This is a genomic window from Streptomyces sp. NPDC101227 (assembly GCF_044767545.1).
In the GTDB taxonomy this organism is placed as follows: domain Bacteria; phylum Actinomycetota; class Actinomycetes; order Streptomycetales; family Streptomycetaceae; genus Streptomyces.
On sequence record NZ_JBIWOD010000008.1, the window covers coordinates 113171 to 135105 of the forward strand.

Annotated in this window: 20 protein-coding genes; 14 read left to right on the forward strand and 6 right to left on the reverse strand. The window is 72.3% G+C overall.

All coding sequences use genetic code 11. The annotated features are described in order from the left end of the window. Position 1: 1 nt before the first annotated feature. The 7 genes from ACIRPT_RS20410 (at position 2) to ACIRPT_RS20440 (ending at position 6536) form a co-directional block, all read left to right on the forward strand. Entirely contained in the window at positions 2-2428 is a 2427-nt protein-coding gene (locus ACIRPT_RS20410) for a phosphoketolase (protein WP_403828826.1), read from the forward strand. 166 nt (positions 2429-2594) lie between these two features. After that, positions 2595-2786 carry a hypothetical protein gene (locus ACIRPT_RS20415; protein WP_403828828.1) on the forward strand — a complete coding sequence of 64 codons (192 nt, stop codon included), beginning with the start codon at positions 2595-2597 and terminating at the stop codon, positions 2784-2786. Then, positions 2783-3271: an MrpF/PhaF family protein gene (locus ACIRPT_RS20420; RefSeq protein WP_403828831.1), complete on the forward strand. Its 489-nt coding sequence runs from the start codon at positions 2783-2785 to the stop codon at positions 3269-3271. The genes ACIRPT_RS20415 and ACIRPT_RS20420 overlap by 4 nt, the downstream gene beginning before the upstream one ends. A gap of 58 nt (positions 3272-3329) precedes the next feature. Continuing rightward, positions 3330-3614, forward strand: coding sequence for a hydrogenase subunit MbhD domain-containing protein (locus ACIRPT_RS20425; protein ID WP_403828834.1), 285 nt, complete (start codon positions 3330-3332; stop codon positions 3612-3614). Next, the gene (locus tag ACIRPT_RS20430; protein WP_403828836.1) at positions 3611-4381 is read left to right on the forward strand and encodes an MnhB domain-containing protein; all 771 of its coding nucleotides are present in this window, start codon (positions 3611-3613) and stop codon (positions 4379-4381) included. Before ACIRPT_RS20425 ends, ACIRPT_RS20430 begins: the two co-directional genes overlap by 4 nt. Beyond that, positions 4378-4725, forward strand: a complete 348-nt coding sequence (locus tag ACIRPT_RS20435) for a sodium:proton antiporter (protein WP_403828839.1) — start codon at positions 4378-4380, stop codon at positions 4723-4725. Before ACIRPT_RS20430 ends, ACIRPT_RS20435 begins: the two co-directional genes overlap by 4 nt. Continuing rightward, the gene (locus ACIRPT_RS20440; RefSeq protein WP_403828842.1) at positions 4722-6536 is read left to right on the forward strand and encodes a complex I subunit 5 family protein; all 1815 of its coding nucleotides are present in this window, start codon (positions 4722-4724) and stop codon (positions 6534-6536) included. Before ACIRPT_RS20435 ends, ACIRPT_RS20440 begins: the two co-directional genes overlap by 4 nt. A gap of 32 nt (positions 6537-6568) precedes the next feature. On the opposite strand, the gene ACIRPT_RS20445 is transcribed toward ACIRPT_RS20440, so the two are convergent. After that, entirely contained in the window at positions 6569-7234 is a 666-nt protein-coding gene (locus ACIRPT_RS20445; protein WP_403508094.1) for an endonuclease, read from the reverse strand. Positions 7235-7553: 319 nt separating this feature from the next. Between ACIRPT_RS20445 and ACIRPT_RS20450 the strand changes: the two genes are divergently transcribed. After that, positions 7554-8543, forward strand: coding sequence for a cation diffusion facilitator family transporter (locus ACIRPT_RS20450; RefSeq protein ID WP_403829410.1), 990 nt, complete (start codon positions 7554-7556; stop codon positions 8541-8543). Between the two features lie 69 nt (positions 8544-8612). Here ACIRPT_RS20450 and ligD read toward each other — a convergent pair whose 3' ends face one another. Further along, positions 8613-9536 carry a non-homologous end-joining DNA ligase gene (ligD, locus tag ACIRPT_RS20455; protein WP_403828844.1) on the reverse strand — a complete coding sequence of 308 codons (924 nt, stop codon included), beginning with the start codon at positions 9534-9536 and terminating at the stop codon, positions 8613-8615. Between the two features lie 200 nt (positions 9537-9736). Between ligD and ACIRPT_RS20460 the strand changes: the two genes are divergently transcribed. Continuing rightward, entirely contained in the window at positions 9737-10789 is a 1053-nt protein-coding gene (locus tag ACIRPT_RS20460) for a Ku protein (RefSeq protein ID WP_403828847.1), read from the forward strand. 116 nt (positions 10790-10905) lie between these two features. Further along, positions 10906-11127, forward strand: coding sequence for a DUF6458 family protein (locus ACIRPT_RS20465; protein ID WP_403828850.1), 222 nt, complete (start codon positions 10906-10908; stop codon positions 11125-11127). An 11-nt stretch (positions 11128-11138) separates the two neighbouring features. On the opposite strand, the gene ACIRPT_RS20470 is transcribed toward ACIRPT_RS20465, so the two are convergent. The 4 genes from ACIRPT_RS20470 to hutI form a co-directional block, all read right to left on the reverse strand. After that, entirely contained in the window at positions 11139-11690 is a 552-nt protein-coding gene (locus ACIRPT_RS20470) for a CAP domain-containing protein (RefSeq protein ID WP_403828853.1), read from the reverse strand. Positions 11691-11868: 178 nt separating this feature from the next. Further along, entirely contained in the window at positions 11869-12822 is a 954-nt protein-coding gene (locus ACIRPT_RS20475; protein ID WP_403828855.1) for a hypothetical protein, read from the reverse strand. 94 nt (positions 12823-12916) lie between these two features. After that, positions 12917-15754: an aminotransferase class I/II-fold pyridoxal phosphate-dependent enzyme gene (locus ACIRPT_RS20480; protein ID WP_403828858.1), complete on the reverse strand. Its 2838-nt coding sequence runs from the start codon at positions 15752-15754 to the stop codon at positions 12917-12919. A 16-nt stretch (positions 15755-15770) separates the two neighbouring features. After that, positions 15771-17003 carry an imidazolonepropionase gene (hutI, locus tag ACIRPT_RS20485; RefSeq protein ID WP_403828861.1) on the reverse strand — a complete coding sequence of 411 codons (1233 nt, stop codon included), beginning with the start codon at positions 17001-17003 and terminating at the stop codon, positions 15771-15773. A 233-nt stretch (positions 17004-17236) separates the two neighbouring features. Between hutI and ACIRPT_RS20490 the strand changes: the two genes are divergently transcribed. From ACIRPT_RS20490 to hutG, 4 genes are all read left to right on the forward strand, one after another. Next, positions 17237-18040, forward strand: coding sequence for an IclR family transcriptional regulator (locus ACIRPT_RS20490; protein WP_403828864.1), 804 nt, complete (start codon positions 17237-17239; stop codon positions 18038-18040). 49 nt (positions 18041-18089) lie between these two features. Then, a complete protein-coding gene (locus ACIRPT_RS20495; RefSeq protein ID WP_403828866.1) occupies positions 18090-18908 on the forward strand; it encodes an IclR family transcriptional regulator in 819 nt (272 codons plus the stop codon). A 151-nt stretch (positions 18909-19059) separates the two neighbouring features. Further along, positions 19060-20736, forward strand: coding sequence for a urocanate hydratase (gene hutU / locus ACIRPT_RS20500; protein WP_403828868.1), 1677 nt, complete (start codon positions 19060-19062; stop codon positions 20734-20736). Continuing rightward, complete coding sequence (gene hutG, locus ACIRPT_RS20505) at positions 20733-21707, forward strand: formimidoylglutamase (RefSeq protein ID WP_403828870.1); 975 nt, start codon at positions 20733-20735, stop codon at positions 21705-21707. Before hutU ends, hutG begins: the two co-directional genes overlap by 4 nt. The last annotated feature ends 228 nt before the right edge of the window (positions 21708-21935 follow it).

Sequence of the window (21935 nt, forward strand, 5' to 3'; positions counted from 1 at the left end):
CATGCGCGACGCAGCGACGACGCCCGCGCCGACCCACCTCGACCCCGCCGACCTGCGAACCCTGGACGCCCACTGGCGTGCCGCCAACTACCTGTCCGTCGGCCAGATCTATCTGATGGCCAACCCCCTCCTGACCGAGCCGCTGCGCCCCGAGCACATCAAGCCGCGGCTGCTGGGCCACTGGGGCACCTCGCCGGGCCTGAACCTCGTGCACACCCACCTCAACCGCGTCATCAAGGCCCGCGGTCTGGAGGCGCTGTGCGTCTGGGGTCCGGGACACGGCGGCCCCGCCGTGCTGGCCAACTCCTGGCTGGACGGCACCTACAGCGAGACGTACCCCGACGTGAGCCGGGACCACGCGGGCATGGCACGCCTCTTCCGGCAGTTCTCCTTCCCCGGCGGCGTGCCCAGCCATGTCGCACCGGAGACGCCCGGCTCCATCCATGAGGGCGGCGAGCTGGGCTACTCCCTCGCCCATGCCTATGGGGCGGCGTTCGACAACCCCGGCCTGCTGGTCGCCTGCGTGGTCGGGGACGGCGAGGCGGAGACCGGACCGCTCGCCGCGTCCTGGCACAGCACCAAATTCCTCGACCCGGTACACGACGGCGCCGTCCTGCCGATCCTGCACCTCAACGGCTACAAGATCGCCAACCCGGCGGTGCTCGCCCGGATCCCGCACGACGAACTGGACGCCCTGCTGCGCGGCTACGGCCACGAGCCGCTGTACGTCGTCGGCAACGACCCCGCGACCGTGCACGACGCGCTGGCCGCCGCCATGGACCGGGCGCTGGACCGGATCGCCGACATCCAGCGGCGCGCCCGCTCCGGAGGCGAGCGGGAGCGGCCGCACTGGCCGGTGATCGTGCTGCGGACGCCCAAGGGCTGGACCGGCCCGCGCGAGGTCGACGGTGTGCCCGTCGAGGGCACCTGGCGCGCGCACCAGGTCCCGCTGTCCGGCGTACGCGACCACGCCGGCCATCGCCATCAGCTGGAGGCCTGGCTGCGCTCGTACCGCCCGGAGGAACTCTTCGACGCGTCGGGCGGGCCCCGGCCGGACGTGCTGGCCTGGGTGCCGGAGGGGTCGCGGCGGCTGGGCGCCTCCCCGCACGCCAATGGCGGGCTCCTGCTGCGCGATCTGCCGCTCCCGCCCCTGGAGCGGCACGCCGTGGACGTCGACAAGCCCGGCACCGTGCTGCACGAGCCGACCCGGGTCCTCGGCGGCCTGCTGCGCGCGATCATGGCGGACACCGCGGAGCGCCGTAACTTCCGCGTCGTCGGCCCCGACGAGACCGCCTCCAACCGCCTGGACGCCCTCTACGAAGCCACCGGCAAGGCCTGGCAGGCCGAGACGGTCGCCACGGACGAGCATCTGGCGCACGACGGCCGGGTCATGGAGGTGCTTTCCGAGCATCTGTGCCAGGGCTGGCTGGAGGGCTATCTCCTCACCGGCCGGCACGGCCTCCTCTCCAGCTACGAGGCGTTCGCCCATATCGTCGACTCGATGGTCAACCAGCACATCAAATGGCTGCGCACCACCCGCCGGCTCCCCTGGCGCCGCCCCATCGCCTCCCTCAACTACCTCCTCACCTCGCACGTCTGGCGCCAGGACCACAACGGCTTCTCCCACCAGGACCCCGGCTTCGTCGACCACATCCTCAACAAGAGCCCCGAGGCCGTCCGCGTCTATCTCCCGCCGGACACCAACACCCTGCTCTCGGTGGCCGATCATGCGCTGCGCAGCCGCGATTACGTGAATGTGATCGTGGCGGGCAAGCAGCCGAGCTTCGACTGGCTCACCCTCGACGAGGCCCGCGCCCACTGCGCGCGCGGCGCCGGGGCGTGGGCCTGGGCGGGCACCGAGGACGGCAATCCGCCCCAGGCTCCCGGCTCGCCCCGGGCGGGGCACACCACCGGCCCGGATGTCGTTCTGGCCTGCGCCGGAGACATCCCCACCCAGGAGATCCTGGCCGCCGCCGGTCTGCTCCGGCGCCATCTGCCCGAACTCGCCGTCCGGGTCGTCAACGTCGTCGACATGGCCCGGCTGCTGCCCCCGGGAGAACACCCCCACGGCATGCCGGACTTCGAGTACGACGCCCTCTTCACCCCGGACAAGCCGGTCATCTTCGCCTACCACGGCTATCCCTGGCTGATCCACCGCCTCTGCTACCGCCGCACCGGCCACCGCCATCTGCACGTCCGCGGCTACAAGGAGGAGGGCACCACGACCACGCCCTTCGACATGGTCGTACGCAACGACCTCGACCGCTACCGCCTGGTGATGGACGTCGTGGACCGCGTTCCCGGGCTCGGCGTCCGCGCCGTCGCGCTGCGCCAGGCGATGGCGGATGTCCGTACCCGCCATCACGCCTGGGTCCGCGAGCACGGGACGGACCTCCCGGAGGTGGCGGACTGGACGTGGACCGGGTGAGGGCGGGAGCGGGACGCGGCCCCGGCGTCCGGGGGCACACCCGGCGTGCGGCCCCGGCGTCCGGCGTGCATACCCCGTCGGAGTAACCCGCGGCGCGGTGACCCGGCGGCCACTCGCCCGCATGTGAGCCTGGGCCCGGGGTAGCCGGTCGGCAGGAGGTGCACGGATGGCTCACCCGATGGCGACGCGGGCACTCGTGGCGGGAGGGGAACTCCTCGCCTGGTGGGCGGCGTTGACCGGCTTGTGGATCGTCTTGATCAGCGCCGTCGACACGCTGGAGCGGGTGACCGGTACCCTCGCCGCGCTGCTCGCCGCCTGTGCGGCCTGCGCCGCGCGGCGCGCATCCGGCCGCCGGTGAACGGCTGGACGGCCGCGGCCACGGCGCTGCTGCTGTGCGGCGCGGCACCGGCCGGCTGGGCCGCGGCCACCGGTCCGGTAGGGCGGCGGGTGGTCGCCCAGAACTCGGCGACCACGCTGCTCAGCCTGGCCGTCCTGCTGCTGGCCCAGGGCTTCGGCCGCCCCGCGTACCAGGACCCGGCCCTGGTGCTCGCGGTGCTCGGCCCGGCCGGGACGCTGGTGTATGTGCGGCTGCTCGCGGACAAGTTGGCGGCCGGTCCGCCGCCGGGCCCGCTGCGGGCGGCGACCTGGCTGAACTTCGTCGCGGTACTCCTGGTCGTATTGCCGCTGTGTGTGGCCACGGGCCCCGGTCGCGCCATGCTGAAACTGCTGGTCATCGGGGCGTTGTTGGTGCTCGGCAGCCGGGTGGCGACCCGGGCCGTGACCGCGGCCGTCTCGTCGGGGAACGGGCCGGCCGCGCCCGCGGAGGGAATGTCCGATGTCTGACCCGGCCGGGAGGGTTCATGCCTGAAGAGATCCCGTGCCTGAAGAGAGGGGATGTCCCGTGTCCGACTTCCCGCTGTCGCTCGGCCTTCCGCTGTCGCTCGGCCTGGTGCTGGTGGCCGTCGCCGGAACCGCCACGGTGCTGGTCCGCGACCCCGTACGCCAGTCGTTTCTGCTCTCCGTCCTCGGGCTCGCCCTCGCGCTCCTCTTCCTGCTGCTGCAGGCGCCGGATGTGGCGCTCTCCCAGCTGGCCGTCGGCTCCGCGCTGACCCCGCTGATGCTGCTGCTGTCCGTGCGCAAGGTCCGGCGCCGCGCCCGCGACGAGATCCGGGACGAGCGAGAATGAGCAGAAGGCTCCGGTTGTGGGTGCTCCTCCTGGGCGGCCTGGGCGTGGCCGCCCTCTTCGCCGCCGCGTGCGGCGAGCTGCCGCGCTGGGGCGGGACCTGGCACCCGTACGGCGACCGGGCCGTCCACGCCGCTCTCACCCGTCACACCGCCAACACCATCTCCTCGGTCAACTTCGACCAGCGCGCCTTCGACACCCTCGGCGAGGAGTCCATCCTCTTCGGCGCCGTCCTGGGCACCGTCGTCCTGCTCCGCCAGACCCGCGACGAGGGACGCCTGCCGCCCCAACCCGCCCGCGTCGCCCCGCCGGTGCGCCGCTATGCGCTGCTCGCCCTGCCCGTCACCCTGCTGATCGGCCTGTACGTCATCGCGCACGGCCAACTCAGCCCCGGCGGCGGCTTCCAGGGCGGCATCGTGGCCGCGACGGCGCTGCATCTGCTCTATGTCGCCGTCGACTACCGCGCCCTGGAGCGCATCCGGCCGGTCGGCCTGTACGAGGTGGCGGACGCCGCGGGCGAGGCGGCCTACCTCCTGGTGGGCGGCGCCGCCCTGCTGACCGGTGCCGCCTTCCTGACCAACTTCCTCCCGTACGGCACCTTCAACACCCTCTCCTCCGGCGGCACCGTCCCCCTTCTCAACGCCGCCATCGGGGTGGAGGTCGCCTGCGGGGTCGTGGTGCTGCTGGCCCGCTTTCTGGACCAGGCCGTGGAGATCGAGGACGCACGGCGCGATGACGGGCGTGCCGGAACGGAGGCGGGAGAGCGGTGAATGTGCTGCCGTATGCCATCGCGGGGTGGCTGTTCCTGGTGGGCTGCTACGGGCTGGCCACCAGCCGCAATCTCCTCCACGCCGTGGGATGCCTGGTCGTCTGCCAGTCCTCGACCTACGTCCTGCTGCTCGCCATCGGCTACCGGAAGGGCGGCACCGCACCGGTCTTCTCCGACATCGCCCCCGGCTCCCGCCCCGTGGTCGACCCCGTCGTCCAGGCCCTGGTCCTGACCGACATCGTCATCGGCGCGACCGTCACCGCGCTCCTCCTCTCCCTGGTCATCCAGATCGCCAAACGGCACCGGACCGTGGACCCCGATGAGCTCTCCGAGCTGCGGGGGTGAGCGTCGCGGGGATCCTTCCGCTGATCGTGGCCGTCCCGATGCTCGGCGCGGCGCTGCTGGTCGGGGCGGGCCGGCGGCTGCCCCGTTACGCCGCCGAGGTCATGGGTTGCGCGATCTGTGCCGGTACGGGGGCGCTGGCCCTGGGCGCGCTGGCCGCCACGCCGTCGGCCGGCGCGCGGCCCGCGGAATGGCTGGGCGGCTGGCGCCCGCACCACGGCGCGGGGGTGGGCATCGTCCTCGTCGGCGACCCCGTCGGTCTCGGGCTGGCCGCGCTGGTCTCCGTACTGGTGCTTGCCTCCCTCGCCTTCGCCTGGCGGTACTTCGACGAGCCCCCGCTGCGCCACGCCGGTTCCTTCCCCGGGCTGGTCCTCCTCTTCCAGGCGGGCATGTGCGGCTTCGCGCTGACGGGTGACCTCTTCAATGCGTTCGTCTTCTTCGAGCTGATGGGCGTGGTCGCGTACGCGCTGACCGGCTACCGCGTCGAGGAGGCCCGCGCGGTGCACGGCGCGCTGGTCTTCGCCCTGGTCAACTCCGTGGGTGCGTATGCCACGTTGCTGGGCATCGGGCTGCTGTACGCGCGCACCGGCGAGCTGGGCTTCGCGCCGATCGGCCGGGCCCTCGACGCCCACCCCCACGGCTCCGGCGGCCCCGATGCCCTGGTGATCGCCGCCTTCGTCCTCGTCCTCACCGGCCTGCTAGTCAAGGCCGCGTCGGTGCCCTTCCACTTCTGGCTCGCCGACGCGCACGCGGTGGCCCCGACACCGGTGTGCATGCTGCTGTCCGGGGTCATGGTCGAGCTGGGCCTGTACGGCGCCGCCCGCGTCTACTGGACCGTCTTCGCGGGCCCCGGCGGCATCCCGGCGCCCGACGCGCACCGTGTCCTGGTGACCCTCGGCATCGTGACGGCCGTACTGGGCGCGGTGATGTGCTGGCTGCAGCGCCACCTCAAACGCCTCCTCGCCTACTCCACCGTCGCGCACACCGGCCTGTTCCTCATCGGCCTCGCGGTGCTCACCCCGGAGGGCATCGGCGGCGTGGCGCTCTACGTACTGGCGCACGCGGGAGTCAAGGCGGCGCTGTTCGCCTGCGTGGGCATCCTCCTGGACCACTTCGGGAGCGTCGACGAACACCAGCTGCACGGCAAGGGGCGGGAACTTCCGTGGGTGGGTGTGCTGTTCGGGGTCGGCGGCCTGGCGCTCGCCGGGCTGCCGCCCTTCGGCACCGCGCTGGGCAAGGCCGTCATCGAGGAGGCGGCCGGAGGCTGGGCGACGGCGCTGTGCGTGCTGGTCTCGGCGGCCACCGGCGGGGCGGTACTGCGCGCCGGGGCGCGGGTGTTCCTCGGGCTCGGCCCGCGCCCGGCGGATGCCCCGGAGGAGACGACCGGTGAGAACGAGGAGCCGGAGACGCGGGGCGGCCGGCTGTCCCGGATCCCGGAGTCGATGCCGGCCGTGCCCGCCGTGCTGCTCCTCGGGGCGCTGACGGTCGGACTCGTCCCCGGCCTGCGCCCGGCCATCGGCCGGGCCGCGGACACCTTCGCCGACCACACGGGCTATGCGGCATCCGTCCTGGACGGCCACGCGCCGCCGCCCGCGCCCACTCCCCCGCCCCACTGGTCGCTGACCGGCGTCCTGTGGGGACTGCTGGCCACCGCCCTCGCCGCGGCCCTCGCCGTCCTGGCCGTACGCCGGGCGGTACGCCAGGAGCCCGCCCGATGGACCGTGCCGCTGCGCCGCCTCCACTCGGGCCATGTGGGCGACTACGTCGCATGGCTTCTGGTGGGGGTCACGTTGCTGGCGGCACTGGCCCTATGACACCGCCGGCTTGGGGAAGTCACCGTGGCGGGTCAGCCCGAGTGCGCCGCGGCCTCCCGTACCTCCTCGGCGATGTCCCGGTCCAGCGCCGCACGTACCAACGCCGAGGCGAACGCGGCCGAATCGTCCTCGGTGACCAGGCGCGCCAGCCTCCTGCTGTCGCCGGGCAGCCCCAGCCGCTCCGCGCCCTGTACGGCCTTCGGATCGAGGAACGGGGCGAACTCCGTCCAGACGCCCTGCACCTCGCGCAGGAAGATCGCGGATCCGGTGGGCCCGACACCCGGCAGCTCCTCGAGCGCCCGGCGCAGCGCGCCGGCATCGCCGTCGGCCGCCTGCCGCATCCGCCGCAGATCGCCGCCGTACTTGTCCAGCAGCAGCGAGGCGCCCTCGCCGAGCCGGGTGGCGGTGCTCTCGTCGTAGCGCCGGTAGCCGCCCTCGCCGAGCGCGTCGACGCGCTGCTGCCAGGTGGCGTCCAGCATGCGGCGCGCGGTGCCCATACCCGCGTCGAACAGGGCCCGCGCCGAGGCGACCGCCACCGATGCGCGGATCCGCGTACTGAGCAGATCCGCCAGCACCAGCAGCTGATAGAGCGGCTGCGGGGTGTTCCGCACCGTGATGCCGCACTGTTCGGCGTAGGTCTCGCCGTGCCGGTCCAGCAGAACCCGGGCGATGGCCCGGTGCCCGCCGTCGCCGCTCATGCCCGGCCGCCGGTGCGCGGGCCGGTGGAGTTCTCGGAGAGGCGCTCCCCGACGCACCCTCCGCCGGCGTCTGCGGTGCCCTCCCCCACGTCCCTGAATGCGATTGCGGCCACGCAATATCCTCCGTCGATCGGCCGTGTCAGTATCTGCGTCATTATCGGCGTCAGTTTCTGCGCCAGAATCCGCTTCGGTTTCCGTACCCCCGGGCCGGGGATACGGAAACCGATACCGCTTCCCGGGGAGGACACACGTGTCCCGTAAAGGTGAGAGCGAAGATGCCGAGACGGCGGTCACCGTCGTCGTCGCGCTCGGCGCCAATATGGTGATTGCGCTGGCCAAGGCGCTCGGTGGCGTTTTCGCCGGATCGCCCGCGCTGCTGTCCGAGGCCGCGCACTCGGTGGCCGACAGCATCAACGAACTCTTTCTGCTCGCCTCACTCAAGCGCAGCAAACGCGCCCCCGACACACTGCACCCGTTCGGTTATGGCAAGGAGCGCTATTTCTGGTCCCTGCTCGCCGCCGTCGGAATTTTCGTCATGGGCGGCTGTTTTTCGTTCTTTCAGGGCCTTGAGGCATTGCGCACGGGCAGCGCGGAAAGCCGTGCGGGCTATATCGCCGGGCTCGCCGTGCTGGCCGTGGCACTGATCGCCGAGGGGTCGTCCCTGATCCGCGCGCTGGCGCAGGTGCACGGGCAGGCGCGCGCGGACGGCCGGGGCATGCGCGGGACGATCCGGGCGGGCGGCGATCCCGCGCTGCGGACGGTGCTGGCCGAGGATTCCACCGCCTGCCTCGGTGTGCTCGTCGCGATGGCCGGTATGGGGCTGCACATGATCACGGGCAATGTGGCGTACGAGGCGTGGGCGTCGCTGCTCATCGGCGCCCTGCTCATGTTCGTGGCGTATCAGCTCGCCAAGGAATCACGCGGCCAGATCATCGGGGAGGCCGCCGATCCCTCGCTGCGCCAGGCCATGCAGGCGTTCCTGGACGAGCAGCCGGAGATCGACACCGTGACGACGCTGCTGTCGATGCGGCTGGGCACCCGGTCGACGCTGGTCGCGGCCCGGGTCGATCTGGTCGGCGGGCTCGACAGCGAGGAGGTCGAGGAGGTCCTGGTCCGGGTGAAGTCCGCCATGTCGCGGCGGTGGCCGATCGCCGACCAGATTTTCCTCGATGTCACGGAGGCCTCCCCCAGGGACCGCGCACGGGCCCGGCGGGAGCGCCGGCGGCTCGACGAGACGGTGGCGGAGGAGGGCGGGCGGGACGGCGGGGCCGCCTCCGGGGCCGACGGTGCGGCCGGGCGCGAGAGCTGAGTCCGCCGGGGACCGGCGACCGGGCGTCCGCGGCGGGCGGCCTTGCCGTACGGCCCCGCCCCACGCGGGTCAGCCGAGCGCGTCCAGCCGCTTGCGGGCGGCCCGCAGTGAACGCCCGCGCCCCGGCACCCCGGACCACGGCCGGGACCGCATCTGCTCCAGCACGCCCGCCACATCCTTCAACGACCAGCTCCGCGCGGTCAGTTCCCGGTCCGCCAGCTGCCGCCGGCTGATCGGCGTCGCCACCGGCGCTCCCGGCTTCGGCCGGATCGACCATGGGGCGACGGCGGTCTGCGCATAGGCGTTGCGCTGGACGTCGAGGTAGAGCCGGTTCCCGCGGGCCTTCTTGCGTACGGCGGTGGTCAGCCGGTCCGGGTGGCGCGCCGCGAGCACCTCCGCGACCTGCTGCGCGAAGCCGCGGGACGCGTCGAAATCGCTGTGCCCGTCGAGCGGCACCGTCACATGCAGTCCCTTGGACCCCGTGGTCATCAACACGGCCGGCAGACCGAGCTCGTCGAGCAGATCCGTCAGCCACCGGGCGGCCCGGCGTACGGACTCGAAGTCGTCGCCGGGTGGGTCCAGATCGAACACCAGCCGATCCGGCGTATCGGGGCGGTCGGCGCGCGACAGCCAGCGGTGCAGGGTCAGGCATGCCTGGTCGGCGAGGAAGAGCAGGGTCGCCTTGTCGTCGCAGACGGTGTGGGTGACCGTGCCGCCTTCCTTGGCGACCTCGGCGCGCCGGATCCAGTCGGGGTAGTGGTCGGGGGTGTCCTTCTGCATGAACTGCGGCCCGCCCAGCCCCTCCGGAAGCCGCTCCAGCATCAGGGGCCGCCCCCGCAACTGCGGCACCATCGCCGCGGCCACCCGACCGTAGTAGTCGACCACATCCGCCTTGGTGAATCCGTCGTCGGGAAACAGCACCTTGTCCGGCCGGTGAAGCTGCACGGTATGCCGTCCCGCGCGCACGCTGTCGGTGTGGTCCGCGTTGCTCATGGGGCGGGCCTACCCGAACGGCCCGGCCGCAGTCTCGTGCGTCCGGGTGGCGGCCGGTACCCGCTTACCCCTATCGGCCGATCCGGCCGCACGGCGGAGATGTACGCCCCGACCGACCCGCCTAGCATTGCTGTCAACGCCGACACCCGCCGACACCCCGACCGCCGGCCCGCCGACAGGTACCGATGAAAGCGGCCCCCATGCGCCCCACGGCGAAGTTCTCCATCAGTTTCGGCCTGGTCACCATCCCCGTGGCCGCCTACTCCGCCACGGACACCACCGCCTCCGTCAGCTTCGTGCGCATCCACACGGCGGACGGCGGACGGGTGCGCAATCAACCGGTGTGCTCGCTCGAGGGCGTCGAGGTCACGGAGGACGAGATCGGCCGGGGCTACAAGGCCGACGACGACACGCTGGTACCGCTGACCGACGAGGATCTCGCCGCGCTGCCGCTGCCGACCGCGAAGACGCTGACGATCCTGGCCTTCGTGGACGGTGGCGACATCGACCCCCTCCAGATGGGCAAGGGCTACTACCTGAGCGCCGACGGCAGCGCCGCGGCCAAGCCCTACGTCCTGCTGCGTGAGGCCATGGAACGGCATCAGCGCGTCGGGCTGGGCAAGGTCGCGCTGCACGGCCGGGAGACGCTGGCCATGATCCGTCCGGTCGAGGACACGCTCGTGATGCAGGTCCTGCTGTGGCCGGACCAGATCCGCCCGATGGAGGGTGTACTGCCCGAGGGCGGGGTGGATCTCGGCGCCCAGGAGGTGGAGGCCGCGGAGAGCCTGATGGACTCCTATCGCGAGCTGTCGGAAGGCGACGTGCACGATCATTACCGCGAGGCGCTCGAAGAGATGGTCGCGGCGAAGCTGGCGCACCGCGAGCCGGACTTCGAAGCACCGCAGGCGGAGCCCGCGGCCCAGGTGATGGACCTGATGGCGGCCCTTCAGGACAGCGTTCGGGCCGCGCAGCAGTCGCGCGGCGAGGGCGGTGACACCGAGGGCGCCACCGTGACCTCGCTGACCGGCCACCCGTCGCAGCAGAGCGCCGCGAAGAAGAGCACCACGAGGAAGAGCGCCACGGAAAAGGCGTCCGCCAAGAAATCCACCGGCGGCACGGCGAAGAAGACGGCCGCCCGTACGGCCAAGGCCGGCGGCGCCGGGAAGTCCGCCGGCTCCGCAAAGAAGTCCGCGGCCGCCAAGGCGACCGCGGCCAAGAAAACCGCAGGCAAGCCCCGTCGCCGAGCCGGCTGACCGCCCCCGGCGGGCCCGCCTCCCCCGCCCACCCGGACATGAAGAGCGCACGTCCGGGTACCCGAACCTCCACGCACACCTAGTCCTTCCCCCCTACCACTACGGAGGCGGAAACCATGGGTATCGGCGGGTGCATCGGTCTGCTCGCGGTGGGGGCGATCCTCACCTTCGCGGTGGACTGGCACATGGCCGGAGTGAATGTCGATCTGGTCGGAATCATCTTGATGGTCGTCGGGATCATCGGCCTCGCGGCCTACGTGAACATCCTCAAGCGGCGCCGCACCCAACCGCCCTCCCCGGGCGCCCCGGTGGTCGACGTCGAGGACAACCGCCGCTGAGCGGGGCGCGCTCACGCGCCCGCGGGGGTGGCCAGGACCTGAACCCACCACTTTCTGCCGTCGCGTCGGGCCACGCCCACTCCTATGTCGCGATAGCCGCAGGTGACCAGGAGGCGCCGGTGCGGTGGGCTGTCCATCCAGGCGTCGACCACGGCCGTGGCGTCGCGGTAGCCCTGGGCGATGGCCTCCCCCACCGCCGACCACCGGTATCCGTTACGGCGGGCCCGCTGCCCCGTGGAGGTTCCCCCGGCACCGTGATGGGTGAGCCGGCCGACGCGGGCCAGATACGCGGCGTGCTGGCGGGCCGCCCGGTCGAGTCGGGGGTCCTCCCTGACCGCCGGGCAACGGGCGGTACTCCGGGCGATGTTGGTGCGCTGGACGACATGGCGTACCTCGCGGGCGCGGACCGCGGATTCCGCCGCGGCGGTGCCGGCCCCGGCGGTGCCGGCGAGCGGAAGCAGGAGCAGGTAGGCCGCGACGACGGCAGTGCCGGCGATCGCGCGGCCGGCTGCGGTTGCGGGTCGACGAAGCGGGCCCCGCGGGCCGCCACCGTGAGGGAGCACAGACACATTCCTCTCGCCTGCGGGACGGTGCCGCTCACCGTCCGGCGCGGCGATGCCTCCCCCACGGTGGATCACCTCACTGCATAAGAGTGTGATTGCCGCAGTACTCACTTAATCCGCGTTATCTGTGCGCGAGTTGTGTTCAACGCCCCCCGCACCACGGCCCGGCATCCGGGCGTCAGTGCCGATGTCCCGCGGCCGCCTCCTCGGGCTGCGCCCTCTGCGCCTTCTCGTTCGTCCGCCCGCCGCCGCTCGCCGTGACCGTGAAGGCGGCGGTGCGGACCGTGCCGTGGTGCCGGAAGTCGAGAAAGAGCCGGTACGCACCGGCGCTCGGGGCGGTGGCGGTGAAGGAGACCTCGGGGCCGGGCTTCGTCCTGCCGTCGCCGGGTTCGCCGTTGGGGTGGACGTGCAGGTAGGCGAGGTCGCCGGAGCGCAGGGCGACCAGGTGGCCGTACGCGCCGAGGTAGGGGTCGAGATCGGTGACGGGGCGGCCGTTCCTGGTGACCTTCACCGTCAGCTCGCCCGCCGTCCCGGGGTGCAGCCGGCCGGCGAGCGTGACGGTGTAGCCGTCGACCCTGGCGACGGCGGAGGCGGCGGGGAGCGGGGCGGGCCGGTAGTCACCGGAGACGGCGAGGTCCGCGCCCAGGGTGAGGTTCTTGGCGCCCTTGCCGGCGGGAGTGAAGTCGGCGAAGAGGCGGTAGGTGCCGGCCTCGGGGAGGTCGGCCGGGGCGCTCCAGGTGCCGTCGGCGGCGCGGGTGGGGTGCAGGTGGCGGAAGGTACCCAAGTCCCTTGAGGTGAGGATGAGATGGAGTTCCTTGTCGTGCCGGCGTTGGTAGGCGGTGACCTGCCGGCCCGTGCGGTCGCGGATGGCGAAGCGCAGTGCGCTGTTGCGGTCCGCCGCTACGCGGGGCGTCTTGAGGTCGAGGGTGTAGCCGTTCCCGGAGATCTCCAGACCGCCGGCGGGTGCGTCCTGGCCGCCGGCCGTCCCGCTCCCGGGCGTGCCGTGTCCGGCGTGTGCGGCCGGTCCGGTGTCGGCGGCACCGGGGCCTACGACGTGCCCCACGCCGTAGGCCCCGGCGAAGAACGCGGCGAGCGCGGCGGCGTATGCGGTGATCTTCAGCGGGTCCTTCATGGCGCTCTCCTCTGATCGTCCGGGCCGGCCAACTGCCGTACCGCTGCGATGACATCGAGGACAGCATATACCCCCTAGGGGTATATGCAAGCGATCACTCGGGCCCCTGGCGAGGACCCGGCGGGTCGTCCGCTGCGGCATCCGCCGGGAAGAGCTCCTTCAACGCGGGTTCGGTGAAGACCCGGTAACCGGTGTCCGGCCGGTATCCGTGGATTTCGCGAGTGTCGAGGGCCGCCATGTAGCGCAGCACCGCGTCGTTGATCACCTGGCCGGGCACGAGCACGGGAAAGCCCGGGGGATACGGCGTGACGAAAGTGGCCGAGACGACTTCGCGGCCGCCCGCGAGGAGATCGGCGATGTCGTCCGCGGGCAGGTACTCGCACCGGGTGTCGTCGTACGCCAGGAAGAACGCCTTGCGCAGGTCCCCCTCGGGGGTGTGCGCGCTCGGGCGGAATCCGGCGTGGAAGGCGCTGAAGTCCGGCAGGGCGGCGGATCGTCCGCTGAGGGCGGCGCTGCGCCGGTCGTGCCGGGCGCGTTCGCGCAGGCTCATTTCCCCGATGCCTTCCTCCAGGCCCTCGATGATCTTGACGAGTACCTCGATGAGGTAGGCGACCGCGCTGCGGGTGGTTCCGATGGTGGTCATGAACAGCAAGGTGTTGCGGGTCGTCTTATTGACCTGAACGCCATAGCGGTCCATCAGGTATTCGTGCTTGAAGGTGTCTCCGTCGATTCCCGTGAGCCCGATGTGCAGCGTCGCCCGGCTCGGGTCGAGGACGAACTCGTCCTCCTCCCACGCGGCCGCCATTCCGGACAGCCCGGTCCGCAACGGCTGGTCCACGCCGGACGAGCGGAACCGTTCCGGTATCAGCTCGGGGGTGGTGAGGAAGCGCAAATACCGGCTCAGGACCGGGTGTTGTTCGATGGCGTCCCGCAGTACGCCCGCCTGCTCGAGCTGCTTCTGCACCAGCTCGAACCCTTCCAGCGCACCCTGCCGGCGGCCGAGATCGAGAGAGGCGAGTATCTGGTAGTTGGGGGATGTCGACGTATGGGTCATATACGCCTCGCGGAACGTCTCCGCGGCCTTGTGCCGGAAGTCCTGGTCGAAGACATGGATCATGGATCCCTGGCGCAGCGACGTCAGGGTCTTGTGCGTCGACTGGGTGGCGTACACCCGGACGCGGACCTTTTCGGGATCGGGCAGCAGCCGCCCGTCGAGCAGGGTCTCGTCGTCCGGCTCCGCCCCGAGTTGCTGCCGGTGCGCGGCGTACCGGTCGGCGTAGTGCGGGTCGCGGTAGCGCTCGGTCAGCTCGCGGGCCGCGGCCATCGCGGTGCGGCTGCGGTAGACGGGGTGGAAGCGCGCGAAGGCGAACCACGCCTCGTCCCACAGGAACGCCAGGTCCGGCTTGAGCGCCAGGCACTCCTCCATGACCCGGGCGGGGTGGTAGACGATTCCGTCGAACGTGCAGTTGGTGAGGAGGAGAAGCTTGACGCGGTCCAGGAGCCCTTCCTGCTTCAGCATCAGCAGCTTGCGCTTGATCTCCGCCAGTGGCACGGCCCCGTACATGCCGTACCGGTCCAGCGGATAGGCGTCGAGGTAGACCACGTGGGCGCCGGCGAGCATCAGCCCGTAGTGGTGGGACTTGTGGCAGTTGCGGTCCACGAGGACGATGTCGCCCGGCCGGACCAGCGCCTGCACGACGACCTTGTTGGCGGTGGAGGTGCCGTTGGTGACGAAGTACGTCTGCCGGGCGCCGAAGGTACGGGCCGCCAGGTCCTGGGCCTCGCGGAGCGGGCCGGTGGGCTCCAGCAGGGAGTCCAGGCCGCCGGAGGTGGCGGAGGTCTCGGCGAGGAAGATGTTCAGCCCGTAGAAGCGGGCCATCTCCGGTATCCAGTGCGAGGTGACCACGGAGGTGCCGCGGGAGATGGGGAGGGCGTGGAAGACGCCGGTGGGCCGTTGGCTGTGGGCGCGCAGGGCGGCGAAGAAGGGGGTGCGGTAGCGCTCGCCGATTCCGTGCAGGATCGACAGGTGGAGGTCGAGAAGTCCTTCCCTGGCGTGGAAGACCCGGGTGAAGTCCGCGCCGAGGGTGCCCGCGGTCCGCTCCACCGACCCTTCCGTCATCAGGTAGAGGTCCAGCTCGGGCCGCAGTTCGCGCAGCCGGGAGCCGAGCGCGCGGGCCCGCTCCTCGAACCGGTGGCCCTCGGGGACGGCTCCCGCGGCGCTGCCTTCGAAGAAGGTGCGCGCCACCTGGAGGTCATGGGGTGACCGGTTGCCGAACCGGTGGCGGATCACGACCGCCTGGACGTCGGAGTTCACCAGCGCGGTGACCACCGCGTCCTCGAAACTGGGGGCCATGACGAGCTCGTACCCGAACTCGTCGTCGGCGCGGCGCTGGTTGCGCAGCTCGTCGCGCAGCGCCTCCTCTTCGCTGTCGTCGAAATCCCCGACGACGAGCACCTCGAAGTAGGGCCGGGCGGCGGCGTCGCGCACCGGGACGTCCTCGGCGGCCGCGTCCTCGGGGCGGTCCTGTGGGGGCGGGGCGTTGCGGTAGGAGTCCGTGCCCAGCGCCCGGTTGAGGCAGTCCGCGTACCGCGCCAGCCGGTGCCGGTCACCGGTCTCGTGGAGCCGGCGCAGTTCGCCGAGGCGCGCCTTGCCGGGAAAGGCCCAGCAGTTCTCGATCGGCGTCAGCAGCCGCAGCAGTTCCTCCACCCGGTCGGCCGTCGCCCGGGGAGGGGCGTCGGCGCCGGTGGCGAGGGCCGACCGGCGGGTCAGCTCCGCCAGCGAGCTCCAGGCGTCCGCGCGCAGCTGCCGGACGCTGTTGTAGACACTGGGGGTCGGCGGATCGGCGGGCGGGGTTGTTGCCGCCTCGGCGGCCCTGTCACCCATCGGGTGGTTCCCTTCGTACGGCGTGGTGCGGTGGTAGCGGTCGTTCATCTGTCTCGTCCTCGCGTCACGCGGATCCGAAGACCCGTTGGCCCGCCCACCAGACGGCGGCGGCCAGGGGCACCCCGGGGCGATAGGCCAGGTGCACGGGGGAGGGAGCGTCCAGGACGACGAGATCGGCGCGCGCCCCGGGCGCCAGTCGTCCGACGTCCGTGCGGCGCAGCGCCCGCGCGCCGCCGGCCGTCGCCGACCAGAGGGCCTCGTCGGGGCTCATGCCCATCTCCCGTACGGCCAGCGCCACGCAGAAGGCCATGGAGCTGGTGAAGGAGGAGCCCGGGTTGCAGTCCGTGGACAGGGCGACGGTGACGCCCGCATCGAGCAGCCGTCGCGCGTCGGGATAGGGGCTGCGCGTGGAGAACTCCGCACCCGGCAGGAGCGTGGCGACGGTGCTTCCCTGGGCGAGGGCGTCGACGTCGGCGTCGGTGAGGTAGGTGCAGTGGTCGGCCGCGGCCGCCCCGAGTTCGACGGCGAGCCGGACGCCGGGGCCGTAGGAGAGCTGGTTGGCGTGGATTCTGGGCAGCAGCCCGTGGGCGGCGCCGGCCCGGAGGATCGCGCGGGCCTGGTCGCCGTCGAAGGCGCCCTGTTCGCAGAAGACATCCACCCAGCGGGCGTGGGGGGCGCAGGCCTCCAGCATCGGCTCCGTGACGAGGTCGACATAGCCGCCGGGGTCGTCGGCGAACTCTTCGGGCACGACGTGCGCGCCGAGGAAGGTCACCTCGTCGGTGTGGCCGGCCGCGATGGCGAGCGCGCGGACCTCCTCGTCGACGGTCAGGCCGTACCCCGACTTGGTTTCCATGGTCGTGGTGCCCTGCCGGAGTGCCTCGCGCAGATGGCGGTCCACGCGGGCGTGCAGCTCGGCGTCGGTCGCGGCCCGGGTGGCGGCGACGGTGGTGCGGATGCCGCCCGCGCGGTAAGGGCGCCCCGACATACGGGCGTTGAACTCTTCGGTGCGGTCGCCGCCGAAGACCAGATGGGAGTGGGAGTCGACGAAGCCCGGGATGACCGCCCGGCCCCCGGCGTCGAAACGGTGGTCGGCCGCGGGTGCCTGCGCGGCGGGCCCGGCCCAGGCGATGGCGTCGCCGTCGATGACCAGCGCGGCGTCGGTGATCGTTCCGAGGGCGCCGTCGCCGAGGGAGGGATCGTTGGTCACCAGAGTGCCGATGTGGGTGAGGAGGGTCGTCCCGGTCGCCGGGGCGGGGGTGTCCTCGTGGGGTACGGCGCGGTGATCGTGCGGTGCCATGCGGGTTCTCCGGGGCGTGGTGCGGATGCGTTCGCGACGGCGGTGCCGGCCGGTGCCGGTGGCGTTCGGGGGCGACGGCGTACCGGCCGCCGCCGCGGGTGCCGTGCGTCTGGGTCCATGAAGCACCGGGCGGGAGCGCTTCTGCTACGGCCCAGGGCGGCAATCCGTCTCGTATCCCAGACGTCGGCGACGGCCTGCGCCGGGGGCCGGAGGCCGGAATCTACGCTCGCGGCATGTCCATGGTTCCCGCCGCCGCGCAGGTCCTGGCCATCCTCCGGTACCTCGCCGGTCAGGGCGGCCCGGTGCCGGCCGCGGCCATCAGCCGCGATGTCCGGCTGCCCCGGTCGACGACGTACCACCTGCTCGACACCCTCGTCCGCGAGGGCTTTGCGGTGCACCTGCCCGAGGAGCGCCGCTACGGGCTGGGAGTCGGCGCCTTCGAGCTGGGTTCCGGCTACAGCCGGCAGGCCCCGTTCCAGCGCCTGGCCCGGGTCCCACTGGCCACGCTCGTGGACCGCACCGGACACAACGCCCATCTGGCCGTGCCGCACGGCCGCGAGGTCATCTACGTCATCGAGGAGCGGGCACCGGGACGTCCGCCGCTGGTCACCGAGGTCGGCGTCCGGTTGCCCGCGCAGCTCACCGCCAGCGGCCGGGCGATGCTGGCGCGCCTGCCGCAGGCCCAGGTACGGGCGCTGTTTCCCGATCCCGCCGCCTTCGTGTCGCGCAACGGCCGCGGCCCCGGCTCGCTGTCCGCGCTCCGGGGCCTGTTCGTGGAGGTACGGCGCAGCGGCTACGCGACGGAGGACGGAGAGGTGACGGCGGGCTTCTCCTCCGTCGCCGTGCCGATCCTCGACCACAGCGCCCACCCGGTCGCGGCCGTGTCGGTCACCTTCCCGGCCGGTGAAGTGGGCCCGGAGCGGCGGCGGGGCATCGCCGCGCAGGTGGCCCGGACGGCTCGCGAACTCAGCCGGCGCGTCGGCGGCGAGGCCGGGCACGCTGCTCTGTCCTGCGGGACGGACGGAGACGACCGCTGAATGTCGACTTGTATATTCCTGTATATACGGCTCTGTCAGGGATGACCGCATGAGTGAACGCGAGACGATTTCGAGCACCTCGCCGGCTGTCGGGCGGGCGCTCGACATCCTGCTGCACCTCGCCGGCCGTTCCGGTCTGGTGCAGGCGGGGGCGCTGGCCCGGGACCTGGGGATCCCGCGGTCCTCGGCGTATCACATCCTCTCGGTCCTGGTGGACCGCGGCTTCGTCACCTACGTCCCGAAGGAGCAGGCGTACGGGCTGGGCGTCGCGTCCTTCGAGATCGGCTCCGCCTATCTGCGGCACGAGCCGCTGGAGCGGCGCGCCCGCCCCATCCTGCGCAGCCTCTCGAACCGGCTCGGCCAGACGGTTCACCTGGGCATCCTGCACGGCGCGGAGACGGTGTACCTGCTGAAGGAGCGACCGTCCACGGCACGGGCCGGCGACGTCGACGTCGCGCTCGTCACCGACATCGGGGTCCGGCTCCCGGCGCATCTGACGGCCAACGGCTGCGCGATCCTCGCCCATTCCACGGAGGCGCAGCTACGGGCGCTGTTCCCGCGGCCCGGCGACCTCATCACCCGCACCGGCAAGGGCCCGCGTTCGCTGGCCGAGCTGCGCAGTCAGCTGGCGCGGGACCGCGAGCGGGGCTGGTCGGAGGAGATCGAGCTGGTGTCGGAGGGGCTGCGTTCGATGGGCGTGGCGGCCTTCGACCACAACGAGCGGCCGGTGGCGGCGCTCAGCAGCACCTGGCACCGGCACCACTGCCGGCACGACCCGGACCATGTGCGGGAGGTCCTCCAGCAGGGCGCCGCGCGGCTGACGGCCGCGGTGTCCGGCCGCGCGCCCGCCCGGCGGGCGACGGGCTGACGGCCGCGGGCCCTCGGGCGCATCGGTGCGTCGCTGCGGGGCCCCGGCCGATTCGTTCTCGGATCCGAGAAACCCGGCCGGTGTGCCTGGCTGCCGCCCCTCCCGTCGCCTGTCATGGGACGCGAGCAGACCCGACTCCCCAGGAGGCACCATGACCAGCGTTTTCCCGGATGCCCGCGGCATCCGCGCCCCCCGCGGCTCCGAACTGAACTGCCTCGGCTGGCAGCAGGAGGGCGCCCTGCGGATGCTCATGAACAATCTCGACCCCGAGGTCGCCGAGCACCCGCAGGACCTGGTCGTCTACGGCGGCACCGGCAAGGCCGCGCGAAACTGGGGCGCCTACGACGCCATCGTCCGCACGCTCAAGACGCTCAAGGACGACGAGACGCTGCTCGTCCAGTCCGGTAAGCCGGTCGGCGTCATGCGCACCCACGAGTGGGCGCCGCGCGTGCTCCTCGCCAACTCCAACCTGGTCGGCGACTGGGCCAATTGGGAGGAGTTCCGGTCCCTGGAGGCCCAGGGACTGACCATGTACGGCCAGATGACCGCGGGTTCCTGGATCTACATCGGCAGCCAGGGAATCCTCCAGGGCACGTACGAGACGTTCGGCGCGGTCGCCCGCAAGAAGTTCAACGGGACCCTTGCCGGCACGATCACCCTCACCGCCGGACTCGGCGGCATGGGCGGCGCCCAGCCGCTGGCCGTGACGATGAACGACGGCGTCGCCCTCTGCGTCGATGTCGACCCCACCCGCATCGAGCGCCGCATCGCGCACCGCTACCTCGATGTCGCCGCCGACGACCTGGACCACGCCCTCCGGCTCGCCATCGAGGCCCGCGACGCCCGCAAGCCGCTGTCCATCGGGCTCGCCGGCAATGCCGCGCAGGTCTTCCCGAAGCTGCTGGAGATGGGCGCGCCCCTCGACATCGTGACCGACCAGACCTCGGCCCACGACCCGCTGTCCTACCTCCCGGTCGGCGTGAGCATGGAGGAGTGGCACGAGCAGGCCCGTAAGGACCCGGCCGACTTCACCGAGCGCGCCCGTGCGTCCATGGCGCGGCACGTCGAGGCGATGGTCGGTTTCCTCGACGCCGGCGCCGAGGTCTTCGACTACGGCAACTCCATCCGCGACGAGGCCCGCAAGGCCGGGTATCAGCGGGCGTTCGACTTCCCCGGCTTCGTGCCGGCGCACATCCGCCCGCTGTTCGAGGAGGGCCTCGGCCCGTTCCGCTGGGCCGCGCTGTCGGGCGACCCCAAGGACATCGAGGCCACCGACCGGGCCATCCTGGAGCTGTTCCCGGAGAACGAGCATCTGCACCGCTGGATCAAGATGGCCGGCGAGCGGGTGGCGTTCGAGGGCCTGCCGGCCCGCATCTGCTGGCTCGGCTACGGCGAGCGGCACCGCGCCGGTCTGCGGTTCAACGAGATGGTCGCGTCCGGGGAGCTGTCGGCGCCGCTCGCCATCGGCCGTGACCACCTGGACTCGGGCTCCGTGGCGTCGCCGTACCGCGAGACCGAGTCGATGCTCGACGGATCCGACGCGATCGCCGACTGGCCGCTGCTCAACGCCCTGGTGAACACCTCGTCCGGCGCGTCCTGGGTCTCCATCCACCACGGCGGCGGCGTCGGCATGGGCCGCTCGATCCACGCCGGCCAGGTCTGCATCGCCGACGGCACCGAGCTCGCCGCGCAGAAGCTGTCCCGTGTGCTGACCAACGACCCCGGTATGGGCGTCATCCGCCATGTGGACGCCGGCTACGAGCACGCCGCGAACGTGGCGCAGCAGCGCGGAGTGCGCGTCCCGATGACGGAGGACGAGACGAAGTGACGACCGCGACGACGGCCGTGGACAGGGCCCCGGAGCCCTGGACGGGCCGGGACGACGGACACGGGCCGGGCAATCTGCGCTGGCACCATGCGGTCGGCGTCGACGCCGGCCCGGCCGGACCCCGCGATGTCGCGTTCGTCGGCTTCCGCAGCGACGAAGGCGTCCGGCGCAACAAGGGCCGTCCGGGCGCGGCGGACGGGCCGCGTGCCCTGCGCGGCGCCCTGGCGTCGATGGCGCTGCCGGCACCGGTGCGGGCGCTGGATGTCGGCGACGTCGAGGTGGGCGACGGCGAGCTGGAGGACGGACAGCGCCGGCTGGGCGAGGTCGTCTCCTCGCTCGTCGACCGCGGCAGCTCGGTGGTGGTGCTGGGCGGCGGCCATGAGGTCGCCTACGGCAGCTATCTCGGGCTGGCCGGCAGCGGCGCGCTGCGCGACGGTGCGCGGCTGGGGGTACTGAACCTCGACGCCCACTTCGACCTGCGTGACGACGCCCGGCCCAGCTCCGGCACGCCCTTCCTCCAGATGGCGCGGGACGAGGAGCGGCACGGGCGGCGGCTGAACTACTGGGTGCTCGGCGTGAGCCAGCCGAGCAACACGGAGCGGCTGTTCCACACCGCGGACGAGCTCGGCGTGCGCCATCTGCCCGACACCGAGTGCGGGCTGCTCGACCGCGAGCGCGTCGACGCCTTCCTCGACGAGTTCCTCGCGAGCTGCGATGTCGTGCATCTGAGCATCGACCTCGATGTGCTCCCCGCGGGCGCGGCGCCCGGTGTCAGCGCGCCCGCCGCGTACGGAGTGCCGATGGAGATCGTCGAGCGGGTCTGCGCGAGGGTGGCGGCGAGCCGGAAGCTCGCCGTGTGCGATGTCGCCGAGCTGAATCCGCAGCTCGACATCGACCACCGCACGGCACGGGCCGGCGCCCGGCTGGTCCACCGCATCCTGACCTCGCCGGGCGCCGCCGCCCGCCGGTAGCAGGGCGCCGGTGGCAGACGACGGGCGGAGCGGGCCGGCGCCGCCGACGGCGATCGGGCCCGCGTGCCACCGCGGGCCCTACGTCCGTGAACTCCCCATGCGGACAACGCCGTTGGGGCCGGACGGCGCTCCGCTCCGACCCGATCCGGTGGGGGGACCGCGCTACCGCGTCTCGCATATGAGAAATAGCCATTCATCTCTTGCTTGGCTGTAAGTATCCATTCAAGA